14 protein-coding genes are annotated in these 18,306 nt (G+C 53.3%); 4 read left to right on the top strand and 10 right to left on the bottom strand.

All coding sequences use genetic code 11. The features are described from left to right. Positions 1 to 4: 4 nt before the first annotated feature. Both ruvB and KO088_RS01110 read left to right on the top strand, forming a co-directional pair. On the top strand, positions 5 to 1,054 hold the full coding sequence (gene ruvB, locus KO088_RS01115; protein WP_060936187.1) for a Holliday junction branch migration DNA helicase RuvB: 1,050 nt from the start codon (positions 5 to 7) through the stop codon (positions 1,052 to 1,054). 18 nt (positions 1,055 to 1,072) lie between these two features. Next, complete coding sequence (locus KO088_RS01110; RefSeq protein WP_215492975.1) at positions 1,073 to 2,575, top strand: oligosaccharide flippase family protein; 1,503 nt, start codon at positions 1,073 to 1,075, stop codon at positions 2,573 to 2,575. A 354-nt stretch (positions 2,576 to 2,929) separates the two neighbouring features. On the opposite strand, the gene lptB is transcribed toward KO088_RS01110, so the two are convergent. After that, positions 2,930 to 3,685 (bottom strand): LPS export ABC transporter ATP-binding protein, encoded by a 756-nt coding sequence (lptB, locus tag KO088_RS01105; protein WP_009433088.1) that lies wholly within the window; start codon positions 3,683 to 3,685, stop codon positions 2,930 to 2,932. Positions 3,686 to 3,723: 38 nt separating this feature from the next. Next, positions 3,724 to 4,554: an enoyl-ACP reductase FabI gene (locus tag KO088_RS01100; RefSeq protein ID WP_215492974.1), complete on the bottom strand. Its 831-nt coding sequence runs from the start codon at positions 4,552 to 4,554 to the stop codon at positions 3,724 to 3,726. Between the two features lie 378 nt (positions 4,555 to 4,932). Here KO088_RS01100 and KO088_RS01095 point away from each other — a divergent pair, with 378 nt between their 5' ends. Then, a complete protein-coding gene (locus KO088_RS01095) occupies positions 4,933 to 6,783 on the top strand; it encodes a leucine-rich repeat domain-containing protein (RefSeq protein WP_215492973.1) in 1,851 nt (616 codons plus the stop codon). Between the two features lie 591 nt (positions 6,784 to 7,374). Beyond that, positions 7,375 to 8,772 (top strand): class II fumarate hydratase, encoded by a 1,398-nt coding sequence (gene fumC / locus KO088_RS01090; protein ID WP_009433143.1) that lies wholly within the window; start codon positions 7,375 to 7,377, stop codon positions 8,770 to 8,772. A gap of 101 nt (positions 8,773 to 8,873) precedes the next feature. On the opposite strand, the gene KO088_RS01085 is transcribed toward fumC, so the two are convergent. The 8 genes from KO088_RS01085 to KO088_RS01050 form a co-directional block, all read right to left on the bottom strand. Continuing rightward, positions 8,874 to 10,388: an NAD(P)H-hydrate epimerase gene (locus tag KO088_RS01085; protein WP_215492971.1), complete on the bottom strand. Its 1,515-nt coding sequence runs from the start codon at positions 10,386 to 10,388 to the stop codon at positions 8,874 to 8,876. 49 nt (positions 10,389 to 10,437) lie between these two features. Next, on the bottom strand, positions 10,438 to 11,229 hold the full coding sequence (lpxA, locus tag KO088_RS01080; RefSeq protein ID WP_215492969.1) for an acyl-ACP--UDP-N-acetylglucosamine O-acyltransferase: 792 nt from the start codon (positions 11,227 to 11,229) through the stop codon (positions 10,438 to 10,440). 84 nt (positions 11,230 to 11,313) lie between these two features. After that, entirely contained in the window at positions 11,314 to 12,699 is a 1,386-nt protein-coding gene (locus tag KO088_RS01075) for a bifunctional UDP-3-O-[3-hydroxymyristoyl] N-acetylglucosamine deacetylase/3-hydroxyacyl-ACP dehydratase (protein WP_215492968.1), read from the bottom strand. Between the two features lie 13 nt (positions 12,700 to 12,712). Further along, positions 12,713 to 13,750, bottom strand: coding sequence for a UDP-3-O-(3-hydroxymyristoyl)glucosamine N-acyltransferase (gene lpxD, locus KO088_RS01070; RefSeq protein WP_215492967.1), 1,038 nt, complete (start codon positions 13,748 to 13,750; stop codon positions 12,713 to 12,715). Positions 13,751 to 13,773: 23 nt separating this feature from the next. Then, on the bottom strand, positions 13,774 to 14,613 hold the full coding sequence (pyrF, locus tag KO088_RS01065; RefSeq protein WP_060936194.1) for an orotidine-5'-phosphate decarboxylase: 840 nt from the start codon (positions 14,611 to 14,613) through the stop codon (positions 13,774 to 13,776). Positions 14,614 to 14,682: 69 nt separating this feature from the next. Continuing rightward, a complete protein-coding gene (gene prfA / locus KO088_RS01060; RefSeq protein ID WP_009432978.1) occupies positions 14,683 to 15,771 on the bottom strand; it encodes a peptide chain release factor 1 in 1,089 nt (362 codons plus the stop codon). Between the two features lie 20 nt (positions 15,772 to 15,791). Beyond that, a complete protein-coding gene (locus KO088_RS01055; RefSeq protein WP_215493332.1) occupies positions 15,792 to 16,943 on the bottom strand; it encodes an AIR synthase related protein in 1,152 nt (383 codons plus the stop codon). A gap of 45 nt (positions 16,944 to 16,988) precedes the next feature. Then, complete coding sequence (locus KO088_RS01050; protein WP_421957752.1) at positions 16,989 to 17,942, bottom strand: glucosaminidase domain-containing protein; 954 nt, start codon at positions 17,940 to 17,942, stop codon at positions 16,989 to 16,991. Between the last annotated feature and the right edge of the window lie 364 nt (positions 17,943 to 18,306).

Genomic DNA, 18,306 nt, shown 5'->3' with positions numbered 1-18,306 from the left:
CCTCATGCCGGATCTCGATAGCTTCGACATACGTGATCAGTCTACGCTCTCCACAGAAGAGCAAGATATCGATCGTGCACTCCGCCCTCTCTCCTTCGACACTTTCCGTGGGCAGGACAAGGCGGTAGAGAACCTCAAGATCTTCGTACAGGCTGCGAAGATGCGCTCCGATGCACTGGATCACGTCCTCCTCTACGGCCCTCCAGGCCTCGGAAAGACTACCCTATCCCACATCATCGCGGCCGAACTCGGTGTCGGTATCAAGATCACCTCAGGCCCAGTGCTGGATAAGCCTGGGGACTTAGCTGGGCTTCTTACCTCACTTGAGCCCAATGACGTGCTCTTCATCGATGAGATCCACCGCCTGAGTCCCATCGTGGAGGAATACCTCTACTCGGCTATGGAGGACTACCGCATCGACATCATGCTGGATAAAGGTCCCAGCGCACGCTCCATACAGATCGACCTCAATCCCTTCACACTCGTGGGCGCCACGACTCGTAGTGGGCTCTTGACCGCCCCCCTGCGCGCTCGCTTCGGTATCAATCTGCATCTGGAGTACTACGACATCGAGACGCTCGCAGACATCGTCCATCGCTCGGCGGATATCCTGCAGACGCCCTGCGTACCCAGTGCTGCAGTCGAGGTAGCTTCCCGTAGCCGTGGGACGCCACGTATCGCTAATGCGCTACTCCGCCGTGTACGTGACTTCGCCCAAGTCAAGGGCGATGGGCGTATCACCAAGGAGATCGCTTGCTATGCCCTCGAAGCCTTGAACATCGACCGCTATGGGCTTGACTACATAGACAATAAGCTCCTCGGGGTGATCATCGATAAGTTCGCTGGTGGCCCCGTAGGACTGACGACGATCGCTACCGCATTGGGCGAAGATCCTGGCACGGTGGAGGAAGTCTACGAACCCTACCTCATCAAGGAAGGCTTCATCAAGCGCACGCCCCGTGGTCGTGAAGCCACGGACTTAGCTTATAGTCATCTGGGGAGGAAGCCCCGCATCCGCCAAGCGGGGAGCTTCTTCGATGACGACAATTACTAAGGGCATACGACCACCACAATGAGTAGTACACTTACCTCACTAATCAAGGATACAGCAGTCTATGGCCTGAGCAGCATGTTCGGGCGCTTCCTGAACTGGCTCCTTACCTTCGTCTACGTCCGCGTACTCATCACCGAGGAATTCGGACAGATGACTAACCTCTATGCTTGGACCGCTATCTTGATGATCATCCTCACCTATGGGATGGAGACAGCATTCTTCCGCTTTGCGAACAAGCATGAGCAGCCTGCTGACGTCTATTCGACGACCCTATGGTCACTTGGGGTAACCTCCACGCTCTTCGTACTACTCGGCTGGCTCTTCCTCGATCCCTTAGCGACAGTGCTCCACGTCGCAGAGCACAAGGATCTCCTGAGCTATCTCCTCATCATCGTCGCTAGCGATGCCTTCATGGCCATTCCGCTGGGCTACCTCCGCTATGAGCAGCGCCCTTGGTGGTTTATGACCGTGCGTATGAGCTTCGTCGGGGCGACCATCCTCCTGACGCTCTTCGCCTTCTACGGCGTCCCTGCTCTTAGTGAGTACATCCCTATCCTTGGAGAACTCCATCCCAGAGAGCACGCACTGCAGTATATCTTCGGGATCAATCTGGTGAGCAATGGTCTGCAATTTCTCCTGCTCCTCCCCACCCTGCGTAAGGCTACGGGACGCTTCGACAGCAAGCTCCTTCGCTCCATGCTTCGCTATGCCCTGCCAATGCTCCTCTTAGGCTTAGCGGGCAACTTCAACAACCAAGCAGACAAGATTCTCTTCCCTCTACTCTTTGAGGACTCCCACTACGCTAATGCACAGCTGGGTATCTACGGAGCATGCTACAAGCTGGCTGTCGTAATGGTCCTCTTCACGCAGGCCTTCCGCTACGCTTATGACCCTTTCATCTTCGCCGAGAAGAAGAAGGGTGAGGATGCTGCTCGCCGAGCTTACTCCTCGTCGATGACGTACTATGTGCTCTTCACGCTCTTTATCTTCCTGGCGGTGATGAGCTATATGGATATCTTGAAGCTTCTCATCGCACCAGCCTATTACCCTGGGCTCTCTGTCGTGCCTTGGATCATGGCAGGGCAGTTAATGTTCGGCGTGTACTTCAATCTCTCACTCTGGTACAAGGTCACCGACCGCACACACTGGGGGGCTATCCTCTCGATCGTAGGCTGTGCACTGACAGTACTACTCATCGTCCTGCTGGCTCCCCGCTACGGCTTCATGGCCTGCGCATGGGCATCAGTAGTAGCCAATGGTGGCGTGATGCTCTTCTCTTACGCCCTCGGCCAGTACTACTACCCCGTGGCCTACGACCTACCTCGACTTGGACTATACACACTCCTTACAGGCGTACTCTACGCTGCTGAATGGGCCATCGCACAAGCCCTCCCCGATGCCCCCATACTTCGCATGGCAGTCAATACACTCCTGCTACTTATTTTCATCGGGATCGTCTACCGCTACGAAGTACCTAAGGGTGCCCTCGTCGCACTAAGAAAGAAGCTTCTCAAGAGGTAAGACTCCCCCCTCTCTAATAAAGCAAGCCCTATATCACCAGCAGCATCTAAGCTGGCGATATAGGGCTTACTTGTGTGCGTCACAGAGAGGAGGAAAAACGAACCAGTACTGGTCAGCGAAGCGACCAGTACTGATCCGAAGCGTGAGCAGTACTGGTCGATATTAGTTACCAGTACTGGTCGCAATGCGGAGCAGTACTGGTTCGTTTCGTAGCCCATAGTGAAGTCGGCTAAGTAGACCTATGGGAGGGAAATCAAAGCCCTCAAAATGGGTGGTATATAAAAGCAGTTAGCCCCCGATCCAATGTCTTGGAATCGGGGGCTAATCGTTTTCTACTTCTGAAGAAGCCGAAGGCTATTCCTTCGTCGTATCGATATCGAAAGTACGACGTCGTAGCTGGAAGTCCTTACCCAAGTACTTCTCACGCACGATCTCATTCTCGGCCAACTCCTCAGCAGTCCCTTCGAAGAGCACCTTCCCCTCGAAGAGGAGATAGGCACGGTCGGTGATACTGAGCGTCTCGTAGACGTTGTGGTCAGTGATGAGGATGCCGATGTTCTTGTGGCGAAGCTGAGCTACGATGCTCTGGATATCCTGCACAGCGATAGGGTCGACACCAGCGAACGGCTCGTCAAGCATGATGAACTTCGGGTCAATAGCCAGACAGCGAGCGATCTCAGCACGACGACGCTCTCCACCCGAGAGGCGGTTACCAGCGTTCGTTCGTACCTTTTCTAATCGGAACTCAGCGATGAGCTCCTCAAGACGCGCCTGCTGCTCCTGCTTCGTTCGATTCGTCAGCTCCAGCACCGAGAGGATATTGTCCTCTACGCTGAGCTTACGATAGATCGAAGCTTCTTGAGCCAAATAACCGATACCTGCTTGTGCTCGGCGGTAGACGGGATACTTCGTGATATCCTGGTCATCGAGATAGATACGCCCTTCATTGGGGACGACCAGCCCGACCGTCATATAGAAGGTCGTCGTCTTCCCTGCACCATTAGGGCCAAGTAGCCCGACGATCTCTCCCTGTCCGACTTGTATCGAGACGTGGTTGACGACCGTACGCGAGCGATAGCGCTTGACGAGGTTCTCTGTGCGAAGTATCATTGCCTAAAGCTGTATAAAGCCTCTTCGATTTGTGGGGACTACTTCTCGCGGTTTGCGCGACCCGTAGCGAAGGCTTCGATAGCAGCAGCGCTCATACCCATAGAGCTGAAGCCACCATCGTTGAAGAGATTCTGCATCGTGATCTTGCGCGTCAGGTCGCTGAAGAGCGTGATACAGTAGTCTGCGCAGTCGTTAGCGTCGGCGTTACCCAGAGGAGAGAGGTCTTCTGCGAAGTCGAGCAGGCCAGACATACCCTTGACACCGCTACCAGCAGTCGTGACCGTAGGAGACTGAGAGACGGTATTGATACGGACACCCTTGTCACGACCGTAGATGTAACCGAAGCTACGAGCGATAGACTCTAAGAGGCTCTTGGCATCAGCCATATCGTTATAGCCGACGAAGGTACGCTGTGCAGCGATATAAGTAAGAGCGACGACAGAGCCACCTTCTGCGATAGCGTCGAGCTTCTTAGCTACCTGCAGCATCTTGTGGAAAGATACAGCCGAGATATCGAAGGTCGTCTGGAGCATCTTATAGTCGAGGTCATCGTAAGCACGGCCCTTACGGACGTTGGGGCTCATACCGATGGAGTGGAGGACGAAGTCAACCTTGCCGAAGCTCTTCATAGCTTCCTGGAAGACTACTTCGAGTTCCTCTTCCTTCGTAGCGTCAGCGGGGACGACCTTAGCATTGAGCTTCTGGCCCAGCTCATTCAGCTGACCCATACGAACAGCCACAGCCGTGTTGGTAAGGATGATTTCTGCACCTTCTTCTACAGCACGTTCTGCGACGCGCCATGCGATGGACTGTTCGTTGAGAGCACCGAAGATGATCCCCTTCTTTCCTGCTAAGAGATTATAGCTCATAGTTGTGATTCCTTTATCTGTTAAATAACCATTAATGATATATAGCACAAAGATACGCTTTTTGTGCAGAGCACCCATCTTTTGCCAATTACTCTCGGTGGGAAGAAGCTGAAGAAGCAGGCAGAAGTACCTAAGAATGCAGACGAAAGTACCTGAGAAAGCTCTCGGAAGTACCTCGACTTCGCTCCGAGAGTAGAGGTACTTCCTACTCATTCGAGGGGAGGAAGGGGAGGCTTTTGGAGGCATTAGGGTCACCACATATCGGTATTTTCCTGCGGATATAGACACCGAGGGAGGACTTCATCTACCTTTGTAGCCCCGCTGTGGAGGCACTCTCCGCAGCGGTCTCTTTTACCTCAATACATATCTATCCTACGGATGAAACGAACCAATACTTACCTCACGAGTCTGGCCTTAGCACTTTGCCTCGGACTCCCCGCCTGTAAGCAGGAGAACGGCAATGAGCCAGACACCAAGAAGCAGGAGCAAGTGATGCCAACTATCAGCTATCAGCTCACCCTGCCCAGTAGTACCGATGAGATCGTGCCCTCGGAGCTGGAGACGCTTCGTAAGCTCTTTTCGCGAAATGGCCTCGAAGCCGACATCGCCTCCAACGACCCGACGAAGTGGACGCAGACACATCTGGCGGTGAACTTCATCAAAGGCACCGACGGCAAGTACCACGTTCTCCAGCTTCTGACTGGTACGCAGGGCTTCTCGCCCATCACTTCCCTCGACTTCCTCTCGACGGATCTCCTGCCTGAGCTCACACATATCACCCTCATTGCCCCCAAGCTCGAGAAGGTACAGCTGCAGCACCTACCGAAGCTCACTGATCTCAGCCTCACGGGTACAGCTGGTAGCCAGGCCGCCACACTCAGCCAGCTCAGCTATGAGCTTCTCGAGTCGCTCGAGCGTGTCGTCATAAAGGACTTCCCCAAGCTCGCCACCACCAACGATGATAATGGCTCCTTCAAGCTCCCTGTAGAAATGCGCGATGCCGCCGGCGAAGCTATTGACCGCCTGCCGAAGCTTTCTTCGCTCGAGCTTTCAGGCCTTCCCGCCATCACGGACCTCTACATCGAGCCCCTTCACACGACACTTCAGGGCGGTGTGAGCTTGAGCGGCCTCACGAATCTCGACTTACTCAAGGCCAGCCATGCGAAGTTCGCCAACCTGAATTTCTCCGCAAAGGACTTCCCCAACCTACGCTATCTGACGCTTCATCATATAGAAGCCTCGTCAGCTACCTCCGTTCAGCTCTCTGCTCTGCCGAAGCTCAGCCTCTTTGACATCAGTCATGCCGAGGGGATCACTAAGGCTGAGATCAGCGAATGCTCGCAGCTCAGCGCACTGACTATCGAAGGCACGAAGGTAACTGCCCCTACCCTCTCCGCCCTTCCTTCGCTCAAGCGCCTCACTCTTGAGGAGAATGAGATCGCTTCGCTCGATCTCTCGGCCTTCACTTCGGTCAAGACCGTCAGCCTGGCGCACAACCGTCTGACGAATTTGGCTTCGGTCAAGCTCCCCTCTGGTATCGAATCGCTCAACCTCAGCGGGAATGAAGAGCTCGCCGAAGCTGATCTTCGCCCCTACACTTCCCTGCAGTCCGTCCTCATCATCGGGCTGAAGCGCGGTGCTACAGCTCAAGACCACGACCAGCGTGGCAAGCTTTCCACGCTGCGCATCGAAGGTCTCAAGCAGCTTGAGAGTCTTCGCGTGCCCAATAATAGCATCAAGAGCGTCTTCGTCGAGGGCGAAAGCTACCCCGCACTGGAGACACTTGACCTGAGCTATAATAGCCTGACGCCCGCGGCCTGCATCTGGACCTACGCCATTCTGGGGCCACGCAAGAAGGACGCAGAAGACTATGACCGCTCGATCAAGCAGAGTAAGGTCAGCCTGAAGCCTGCGATCTTCGAGGGGCAAGCTCCGTTCGACGTCGTGCTTGATGCCAATAAGGACTTCTCCTACGCTGATGTGGCGCAGGCTCTCAAGGCAGCTCAGTTCGATCCTTCCTCTACAGACTACCTCTTTATCCTGAGATACGGGACAGAACTCACTTCATCGGCTGCCTGGATCACGGGGGACGGCATCGATACCACTAAGTTCACCTGGTCTTTCTCCAAGCGTGGCGAGTATAACTTCCGATTCAAGTTCGGGACGTACTTCGTCTTAGACGGAGTATTCCCTGCAGAAGGCTTCACAAGTAAGACCTTCAAGAGCTAATAAACGCTGCAGCACCCGACGGGACTCAGCGCAAGTAGCCCCCCAACTCACCGCTTGGAGTTGGGGGGCTACCTTCATTTTGTCGGGGCAGTTCAAGCTCATTCGGACGGGGCACAAAGAGCCTTTGTCCAAGGGCGTCTTGAGGTGCTCCAGAAAATACCTCTACTTTTCAATGAAAATACCTCTACTTTTCGGAAGAAATACCTCTACTTTTCAGAGGAAGTACTTCTACTTCTAAAAGGAAGTACCTTAACTTCTCGGAAGAAGTACCTCTACTTCCTGCCGAATGTTATATTACTTTCGGTCAAATGTTATATTACTTTTCGACGAATGTTATATTACTTTTGGTCGGAAGTTATATTACTTTCTGTGGAGGGCTATATGACCCATCTTGCGAGTGCCAATGACTTCCCGCTGAAAGGCATTTTACTCCTGACGCAAAGCCTTATTCCTTCCCGCCCGAAGAGGAGCCTTCGCGGGTGCCATCAAATTCGGCTCTCGGGCAGGAAATACAGAAATCTATTTGTATTTTTGTCTTAGTCTATAGCCACGCTGTAGACACCCCCGCATCATTAGTGATACAATCATAGTATGGACTACAGAATCGAAAAAGACACCCTGGGTGAAGTCCAGGTGCCTGCAGACAAGCTCTGGGGAGCGCAGACCGAACGCTCTCGCAACAACTTCAAGATCGGTCAACCCGCATCTATGCCACTTGACATCATCCGTGGCTTCGCTTACCTCAAGAAGGGTGCCGCTTTCGCCAACCATGAGCTTGGCGTGCTGCCCGTAGAGAAGCGTGACCTCATAGCAGCTGTCTGTGATGAGATCCTCGCAGGCAAGCTCGACGACCAGTTCCCTCTCGTGATTTGGCAGACGGGCTCAGGTACGCAGAGCAATATGAACGTCAACGAAGTCATCGCTAATCGCGCACACCAGCTCGCTGGTAAGAAGATCGGCGAAGGCGAAAAGACGCTCCTCCCCAACGATGACGTCAATAAGTCTCAGTCATCCAACGACACCTTCCCCACCGGCATGCACATCGCTTGCTACAAGAAGGTAGTAGAAGTGACCCTCCCAGGCCTTCGCCAGCTCCAGAAAGCCCTCGACAAGAAGGCCAAGGAAATGGCAGACGTCGTGAAGATCGGCCGTACACACCTCATGGACGCAACGCCTCTGACCCTCGGACAGGAGTTCAGTGGCTACGCTGCACAGCTGGCTTTCGGCATCCGCGCACTGGAGAATACCCTTCCTCATCTCTCCGAACTCGCTCTCGGTGGTACTGCCGTCGGTACGGGTCTGAATACGCCTAAGGGCTATGATGTCGTAGTAGCTCGCCACATCGCAGAGTTCACCGGCCTGCCCTTCGTCACAGCTCAGAACAAGTTCGAGGCTCTCGCCTCTCACGATGCTATCGTAGAAGCTCACGGCGCACTCAAGCAGATCGCCGTTTCGCTCAATAAGATCGCCAATGATATTCGTCTTCTCGCTTCAGGTCCTCGTAGCGGTATCGGCGAAATCATTATCCCCGCCAACGAACCCGGGTCTTCTATCATGCCAGGTAAGGTCAATCCTACCCAGTGCGAAGCGATGACGATGGTCTGCGCTCAGGTGATCGGGAACGATGCTGCTATCGCTGTCGGCGGTATGCAGGGCCACTTCGAGCTGAATGTCTTCAAGCCTGTCATGGCAGCTAACTTCCTGCAGAGCGCACAGCTCCTCGGTGATGCTGCAGTATCCTTCGATATCCACTGCGTATCTGGTATCGAGCCCAACCACCCACGTATCAAGGAGCTTCTCAATAACTCCCTGATGCTCGTCACGGCTCTGAATACCCACATCGGCTACTACAAGGCTGCTGAGATCGCTAACGCTGCACACCGCAACGGTACTACCCTCAAGGAAGAAGCCCTTCGTCTCGGCTATGTCAGCGAAGAAGACTTCGACAAGTGGGTTCGTCCCGAAGATATGGTCCATCCCCTTGACTAAAGGCTGACCATTCACCCGCAAATAGAGAAGGGCGTGATGCAGATAGCATCACGCCCTTTCTTATGTTATGATCCGGAGTCCGATGACTCGGAAGAGAAAGCTTACTTAGCCTCGAGCTGATGATAAGCTTCTCCCAGGAGGTCGATCAAGCTCGTCGCCGTGAGACTGCGCTCCGAATAGCGGCCGGCATAAAGCTCTGCCGACAGCCCGACCAAGTGAAGTCCAAGGACAGCTGCTGTGATCGACTGGTAACCTTGTCCCAGAAGCCCTGCGATGACACCAGCGAGGACGTTGGAAGCGCCTTGAGTTTGGAGACCGGTATTCCCCGTTGTATCGAAGAAAGCCGTTCCCGTCGGAGCACATACTGCGGAGTAAGTGCCACGCAGTATGACATAGATATCGCATTCCCGAGCCAGTTCGAGAGCACGCTCCAGACGCTCACGATCGGAGCGGAAGTCTCCGAACATAGCATCCATCTCCAGGTGCGAAGCGATCAAGATACTATTCTTCGGGAGCTTCTTCAGTAGCTTACGATCACTTGAGAGTAGTGCAATGCCATCTCCCTCCAAGAGGAAAGGTCGCGAATACGAAGGCGTAAGCAGACTTTCTAAAAGATGGAGCGCTTCTTCATCTGTACCAAAGCCCTCCCCAATGACGACCGTCCGATAAGCATTGATTCCAGTGAGCAGTTTCGCCTCGTCAGACGGCGTATGGACTGTAAGCTCAGGCAGGGTAAGAGAGAGAGACAGTGCTTCCTCTGTAGGTACTAAGGCATGAAGCTCGCTACATCCCGCACGGAAAGCAGCTCGAGCAGATAGGAGCGTCTTCCCAATATGCCCCTTCACATAAGTCAAGAGAAGTGCCTTCTCTCGTGGAAGCTCGATGCTGAAGCGAGGACGCTTCTGCAGAGCCAGCGAGAGTGCAACATCCTGCACGTGGTAATAAGCCGTATCAATCCCATGCTGTGCCTGCGGACTAATCCCCAGCGAAAGGCACGACCAAGCTCCTACATAAGGCTCATTCTCTCTAAAGAAGAAGGCGAGCTTCGGGCTGTCAAAAGCGATCGTGCGCTCTGCACAGATGACGCTATCCAGCTTATTCCCCGAATTATCCTCAGCGAAGAGCCCTGAAGGGATCTCAATACTCACGATAGGAGCACTGGATTCATTGAGGAATTTCACCAGCCCTACATAGCCAGCTGAGAGAGGTGTCTGCAGATCTGCACCGAAGAGCCCATCAATGATCAGGTCTCCGCTGGCGATCTTAGGAGGTGTGAAGTCCGTAAATACCTCTTCCAAGCGGAAGGTATCCCTTGGGAGGCGCTCACGAACAGCTTCACATTCGGGCGAGAGCTTCCCTCCACGATAGAAGAGGTAGGCGAAGACCGTATGCCCTCTACGTGAAAGTGTCTGAGCAATACTCAAGGCATAGGCGCCACAGCGACCTGCACCAGCAAAGACATAAATCGAGCGACCACCGAGAGAATAGTGGCGTAGGAGCTCTCGCTCAAAAGCTACAGCAGCACGCTCGATATGATCCTGCGCACTTAGCTTATCCAACTGAGCAGCCTGAGCATAGAGGATGTCCAGCTGCTTGCCCGAATAAATCTTCTGCATGAGAGTAGAGAAAGCTTATAAGTATATCCTATTGACTTGGTGGCAGCAATTAGTCCATCGTCCCGCGAACGATGCCACGCTCTGAGGTACGGACAAAGTCGAGGATAAGACTACGCTCGTAGCTCTCGGGGATCTCTTCCTCGATGACGCGGAAGGCCTCACTATTGTTGAGCCCACGCTGGTAGAGCGTACGGTAGATATCGTTGATACGGAAGATCTGCTCATTAGTAAAGCCACGGCGACGCAGCCCAACGATATTGATACCGCAGTAGACGATGGGATCACGACCAATGAGCGTGTAGGGTGGGATATCCTTGTTCACGCGAGATCCCCCTTGGATCATAACGTGCTTAGAGATGCGCACGAACTGATGGACGAGTGAGCCACCGCTGAGGATAGCATAGTCATCGACCTCTACTTCACCAGCCAGCTGGGTAGCATTACCGAGGATGACATGGTCACCAAGGACACAGTCGTGAGCGACATGTGAGTAAGCCATCAGGAGGCAGTAGCTCCCGACGACCGTCTTACCGCGAGAAGCTGTACCACGATTGACCGTCACGCACTCGCGCACCATCGTGTGATCACCGATGATAGCGACACTGTCTTCACCGACGAACTTGAGGTCCTGAGGGATACCAGCGATGACTGCCCCCGAATGGATATGGCAATGCTTACCGAGACGAGCTCCGCTCTTGATGACGGCATGACTCTCGATGATACAACCTTCCCCGATCTCGGTATTCTCTTCGATGACGGCGAAGGGATGGACGATAACACCTTCACCCAGCTTAGCTTCAGAATGAACGCTCGCCAGTGGGCTTATGTTAGGATGTGACATAGACATATATGTATATAGACAAGAGCCGCACACACCCTATCCTCTCATTTAGAGGTAAGGAGTGGCAGGCTCTTGTGGATGTATTTACTTATTCTTTGCGACCTGCGCCATGAACTCAGCCTCGCAGACAAGCTTCTCGCCGACGAAAGCAAGACCACGCATGTTGGCTACACCACGACGGATCTCACCGAGCAGACGGAGCCTGAAGACAAGGGTATCACCTGGGACGACCTTCTGACGGAACTTCACGTTGTCGATCTTCATGAAGTAAGTCGAGTACTTCTCGGGATCTTCAATCGTATTAAGTACCAGGAGACCACCGACCTGTGCCATCGCCTCCACTTGGAGAACACCAGGCATCACAGGCTCCGTCGGGAAGTGTCCCTGGAAGAAGGGTTCGTTGCCCGAAACACTCTTGACACCGACGATATAGTCCGTACCGATCTCGATGATCTTATCGACCATCAGGAAGGGATAGCGGTGTGGGAGGAGTTCACGAATACGGTTGACATCGAGAATAGGTGTCGCATTAGGATCGTAGAGAGGAGCCTGAGCTTCGTTGAGCTTAATATCCTTACGGATCTTAGCTCCCATCTCATTATTGATCTTATGCCCTGGGCAGTAAGCCAAGATACGACCACGGATAGGACGACCGATGAGCGCGAGGTCACCAAGCACATCGAGAAGCTTATGGCGCGCAGGCTCATTGGGGAAGATGATAGGAGCATTATTGATATACCCAAGGGAGAGATCCGTACGACGTGTGACCTTCATAAGATCACATATCTTGTCGAGGTTCTCCTGAGCCATCGGCTCGTCATAGATGACAAGCGCATTGTCCAGGTCACCACCCTTGATCAGATTATTTGCGAGAAGCATCTCTACTTCACGGACGAAGACGAACGTACGGCAAGAAGCGATCTCCTTGTCGAAGTCAGCGAGGTCTTCTAGTGAAGCAAACTGGTTGCTCAGCACGGGCGAATCAAAGGAGATATGTACGTCGACACCGAACTTACTATCGGGAAGCAGGACAATACGTGAGCGACCATCAGCCGATACGACCTCCTGGCGACGCTTGACGATGTAGTGCTCTACTGGAAGGTCCTGCTCTTCAAGACCAGCGGCATCAATACCCTCAACATAGAGACGAGCGCTCCCATCAAGGATAGGAAACTCAGGCGCATTGACTTCGATGTAGCAGTTATCTACCCCCTTAGCATAGAGGGCTGCCATAGCATGCTCTACCGTACTTACCGAGGCATCACCCTTGACCAAGACAGTACCGCGCTCTGTACCCTTGACGAACTCAGAGAGTGCAGGGATTTCAGGAGTGCCTTCGAGGTCAACACGACGGATGACACGCCCCGTCCCAGCAGGAGCAGGGAGGAAAGTGATCTGAATATCAAGGCCTGTATGTAAGCCCTTCCCAGAGAGAGAGAAGGGAGCTTTTAATGTCTTTTGCTTAGTCATAATACTCGTGCTCTTATAGTTGTTGTTTGAGTTCTGCAAGTTCTTTCTCAAGTGCCTGTAGGCGGCGGTACATATCGGGAAGCTTAGGTTGGATGACGAAGCTACGCATCGCCTCGCGAAGTGGCATCCCAGGAGAGCCCATGAGAGCCGTACCCGAAGCTACATTGCCAAGTACGCCTGTCTGCCCCGCCATCTCTACGCGATCACCAATAGTGAGGTGTCCACCGATACCGACCTGACCTCCAAAGCGACACCACTTCCCCACTGCCGAGGAGCCAGCCAAGCCAACCTGCGAAGCCATCACAGTATGCTCACCGACCTCACAGTTGTGAGCTATCTGGATGAGATTGTCCAGCTTGACCCCACGACGGATGACCGTATTATCCATAACAGCTCGGTCGATACACGTATTGGCACCGATCTCGACATCATCCTCTACTAAGACGCTACCCAGCTGCGGTATCTTATGATAGCCATCAGATTCGGGAGCAAAACCGAAGCCATCTGATCCAAGTACAGCACCTGCATGGATGATACAGCGCGCACCTACCTGTACTCCGTGATAGAGGGTAACCTGAGGATAGATCACCGTCCCCTCACCAAGCGTGACACCACGACCAATATAGGCGAAGGAGTGGACCTGACAGCCCCGACCAATCTTAGCTCCGGGCTCAATGACAGCAAAGGGAGCTACATAGACATCTTCACCCAGCTCTACATCATCAGCGATATGAGCCTTGGGCGAAATCCCTTGAAGACGAGGAGCACTCTGCTGCTCGACCAGCTGCATCAGCTGAGCTAAGGCAGCGTAGGGATCCTCTACTCGGATGAGTGTCGAGGCAACAGGCTGCTTGGGAGCAAAGGTGTTTGCCACCAGCAGGATCGAGGCCTTCGTCGTGTAAGCAAAGGATTCGTACTTAGGGTTAGCCAAGAAGGCAAGATCTCCTGGCTGAGCCGACTCGATCTTCCCGAAGTTCGAAACGAGGACGGAGGCATCACCTTCGATGACGCCTGAGATGAGTGGGGCTATCTGTGAGGCACTAAACTGCATATACGGTCTGTCTCGGACTGGGCTTAGGCCTCGATAAGCTTGTTCTTAATAAGGATCTCAGCCATCTGGCGACGTAGAGCCTCAGCCTCAGCAGCTGCTGCATTGGCAAAGGCCTCGGTATTGTCAGCATAGATGATGCTACGTGAGGCATTCACAAGGAGGCCACACTGGCTATTCAGACCAAAGCGAGCTACATCCTCAAGGCTCCCGTTCTGCGAGCCAACGCCAGGGACAAGGAGGAAGGCATCGGGTACGATGGCACGTACACGCTCCAGCATATCAGCCTTAGTAGCACCGACGACATACATCAGCTGATCGCTATTGCCCCACTCGGTACTGGTACGTAAGACGCGCTCAAAGAGGGCCTCTTCACCGCCATCGACGGGAAGCATCTGGAAGTCTACTGCTCCGGCATTAGAGGTAAGAGCAAGAAGGATAACCCAGCGTCCAGCATACTTGAGGAAGGGCAAGACACTGTCACTTCCCATATAGGGAGCCACAGTCAGGGCGTCGACCTTGAGGTGCTCAAAGAAGCTGCGGGCATACATATCGCTCGTATTCCCGATATCACCACGCTTAGCATCAGCGATGATGAACTGATCGGGATACTCTGACTGGATATAGGCAACGGTCTTCTCAAAGGCCTGCAAGCCGAAGGAACCCATACTTTCGTAGAAAGCAAGGTTGGGCTTGTAGGCTACGCACAAGTGCGCAGTGGCATCGATGATCCGCTTATTGAAGGCGAAGATAGGATCATCCTCGTCGAGGAGGAACTGAGGGATCTTACGGACATCCGTATCCAGCCCGACACAGAGGAAGGACTTCTTCCTCTTGATGTTCTCAAATAGTTCGTCTCTTGTCATAATCTCGGTATGCTATGGAGTTAGAAATAAGGAGGTAGCCCCCTTCTAACCTGTACTAATGATGATGTGTTAGAGGGCGGCTTCCTTCATTCGCTCGATATTCTCGGCGATGATAAGTTCGTCAATGATGGGTTGGATCTCTCCCGACATAATAGCGGAGAGATTGTAGAGGGTGAGATTGATGCGGTGATCGGTCACACGCCCCTGAGGATAGTTATAGGTACGGATCTTGGCTGAGCGGTCCCCCGTAGAGACCATCGTCTTACGACGTGCCGCGATCTCTTCATTATGCTTGGTAAGCTCGATATCGTAGAGCTTCGTACGGAGCATCTGCATAGCGAGCTCTCGGTTTGCCAGCTGCGTACGCGCCTGCTGACAGACGACGACGATACCCGTAGGCTTGTGGGTCAGCTGGACCTTAGTCTCGACCTTATTGACGTTCTGCCCACCAGCACCACCTGAGCGAGCAGTCTGCATCTCGATATCAGCAGGATTAAGGACGACGTCTACTTCTTCTGCTTCTGGGAGCACAGCTACCGAAGCAGCTGAGGTATGCACACGTCCCTGAGTCTCAGTCTCTGGGACACGCTGCACACGGTGCACACCGCTCTCATACTTGAGGATCCCATAGACGCCATCTCCCGTGACCGTGAAGATGATTTCCTTGTAGCCACCAGCAGTGCCCTCGCTCATACTCGTGACCTCAGTAGTCCAGCCACGGCCTTCGCAGTAGCGTACATACATCTTATAGAGGTCACCTGCGAAGAGAGCCGCTTCATCACCGCCCGTACCGCCGCGGATCTCCATAACGACGTTCTTCGCATCCTCTGGGTCCGCAGGGATCAAGAGAAGCTTGATCTCCTCTTCGAGCGAAGGGATACGCTGCTCAGCCTCCTGCATCATCTCACGCGCCATAGCACGGAGCTCTGGATCGCTCTCAGCCTCCAGCGTATCGCGCCCCTCCTGGATATTCCCGAGGAGGTTACGATATTCCTTACCCTTATCAAGGATGCGCTCCAGATCACGATACTCTTTGCTGAGCTTCATGAAGCGCTTCTGATCGGCGATGATATCTGGTGCGGTGATAAGCGAAGTGATCTCTTGGAAGCGTATTTCCAAGCCTTCGATCCGGCTAAGCAGGTCGTTTTCCGTTGCCATTTAGGTCTATTGAGTAGCTATTATTCGTAGTTAAGCACTCCGAATGGGGAGTGGATAGTGAGGTGATTCTTCTCTGCAGCTTCGACACGCCCGATGATCTGGGCTGGTACCCCGAAGCTCTCGGAGATCTCGATGATACGGGCTGCATGCTCAGCGGAGACGTAGAGCTCCATACGATGGCCCATATTAAACACCTTGTACATCTCTGCCCAAGGCGTACCGCTCTCCTTCTGGATCAACTCGAAGAGTGGTGGAATAGCGAACATATTATCCTTGATCACGTGCTTGCCTTCGACAAAGTGTAGCACCTTAGTTTGAGCACCACCTGAGCAGTGTACCATACCATGGATCTCAGGACGAAGCTCATCAAGGATCGCCTTGATGATCGGAGCATAGGTACGCGTAGGAGAGAGGATCAGGCGACCCGCATCCAGTGGCGTACCAGCGATGGGTTCGGTAAGAGCCTTGGAGCCACTGTAGACCAACTCATCGGGCGTAGCAGCGTCGTAGCTCTCAGGGTAGCGCTTTGAGAGTGAGTGCTCCAGCACATCATGACGAGCAGAAGTCAGCCCATTGCTCCCCATCCCCCCATTGTAGGAGGTCTCATACGAGGACTGCCCAAAGGAAGCCAGCCCAACAATGACATCACCAGCCTGAATATGAGCGTTGTCGATGACATCACTGCGCTTCATACGGCAGGTGACCGTACTATCTACGATGATCGTACGTACGAGGTCACCGACGTCAGCCGTCTCACCACCCGTGGCATAGACACCAATACCTTGAGCACGAAGCTCAGCAAGGAGCTCCTCTGTACCATTGATGATCGCAGCGATGACCTCACCCGGGATGAGATGCTTGTTGCGCCCAATCGTCGAGGAGACGAGGATGCCATCGACAGCCCCCACACACAGCAGGTCGTCAATGTTCATAATCAGCGCATCCTGTGCTATACCCTTCCAGACAGAGAGGTCACCCGTCTCACGCCAATAGATGTAGGCCAGCGAAGACTTCGTGCCCGCACCATCTGCATGCATGATGTTACAATAGGCTTCATCTCCCCCGAGGATATCGGGGATGATCTTACAGAAAGCCTTAGGATAAAGGCCCTTGTCTACGTTGCGGATGGCAGCATGCACATCCTCCTTGGAGGCTGAGACGCCGCGCTGCATATAGCGCTCGTTCATAAGTTTGTCGGGTCTGGTGCCGAGTGAAGGTTAGCGGAGGCGGAGCACATCCCCTTCCTCGGGGGCGTAGTCAGCATCCTTATTATTGAGTTTGTAGAGTCGATCAAGTCGGATACCATAGCGCTGGGAGATGTCATGCATCGAGTCCCCTACGCGGACGGTATAGGTAGTGTAGCGAGCAGAAGCCTCCTTATTCTTTGGCTCAAGGTAGACGACGTCTCCCTCATTGAGAGGATAGTCCTCAGGAGTATCATTGTACTTAGCCAGCTTCTTTGCGGAGATCCCCATGTCTGCTGCGATACGCTCATAGGTATCGTTCTGGTCAGCGAGCACATAGAGGAGGCCATAGCTGATATAGGAGGGGCGCATAGGTCTGTCATAGCTGCGCTGTGCCTCTGCAGGACGACGAGCAGGCGCAGGACGACCTGAGTACCACGTGGGATACTCGCCTCGGTCAAAGGTATAAAGCTCATAGTCCTCGATGACCTTAATCAGCATATTTGCATAGCCCTTATTCGTAGCATATCCACAGAGCTGCAAGCCCTTAGCCCAACCGCGATAGTCGTCGTAGCGAAGAGCGAAGAGGCGCTGATAGCGACGCGCCTTGAGGAATTGGGAGTGGTCATCATAGCTCTCCTTCGCCGAAGGGTAGCTACGGAAGCAGTCATTGGGGTTGTCATCTCGTCGGTAGGTACGCTTACCTGACCAGGTCGAGTGACACTTGATACCGAAGTGGTTATTGTGATCTCGGGCCAAGGTGCTCGTCCCAGCACCCGTTTCTACAAGCCCTTGGGCCAAGGTGATACTGGCAGGGATCGCATGACGACTCATCTGACGTCTGGCCTCGGCTTCGTAAGTGCGGATATAATCCATAAAGGTTGGCTTGCGTAGCACCTGGGCAAAAGCCTCAAGGCCTCCGGAAAGGAGAACCACAGCAAGAGCCAAGCTCAGTCGATATATAACGGAATGGCTGATTCTCATCATTGTTGTACAGTGAACATTTACTTGTAGACCTTCCATATCTATACAATGGCTACAAGTAGTGGCAAAGATACGAATTATATAGCTATCCTTCGGAGCATATCTGCAGGCTCCAATATAGGGTCGTGGTATGAAACACTATTGAGCCCATTGCGCAAGGCCATCTCTTCACAGCTTGCACTTTCCTCCCCCGAACTTCTCAGCCATCTCAGCCTAAAGACTCCGATTTTTCGGTGGAAGAAGGTACGTGCAATGAAAAGGTGATCTTGCGCAATGTCCTCATATATATAACAGCACTTTGAAATCAAACAAGCATATATGATAGTTCAAGAGAAATGGCAGATTATGGTTAGGCAAGCGGCACCAC

The sequence above is a fragment of the Porphyromonas bobii genome, assembly GCF_943169685.1.
In the GTDB taxonomy this organism is placed as follows: domain Bacteria; phylum Bacteroidota; class Bacteroidia; order Bacteroidales; family Porphyromonadaceae; genus Porphyromonas; species Porphyromonas pasteri.
Note: the sequence above shows the minus strand (reverse complement) of the source record. Positions and strands in the feature narration are given on the sequence as shown.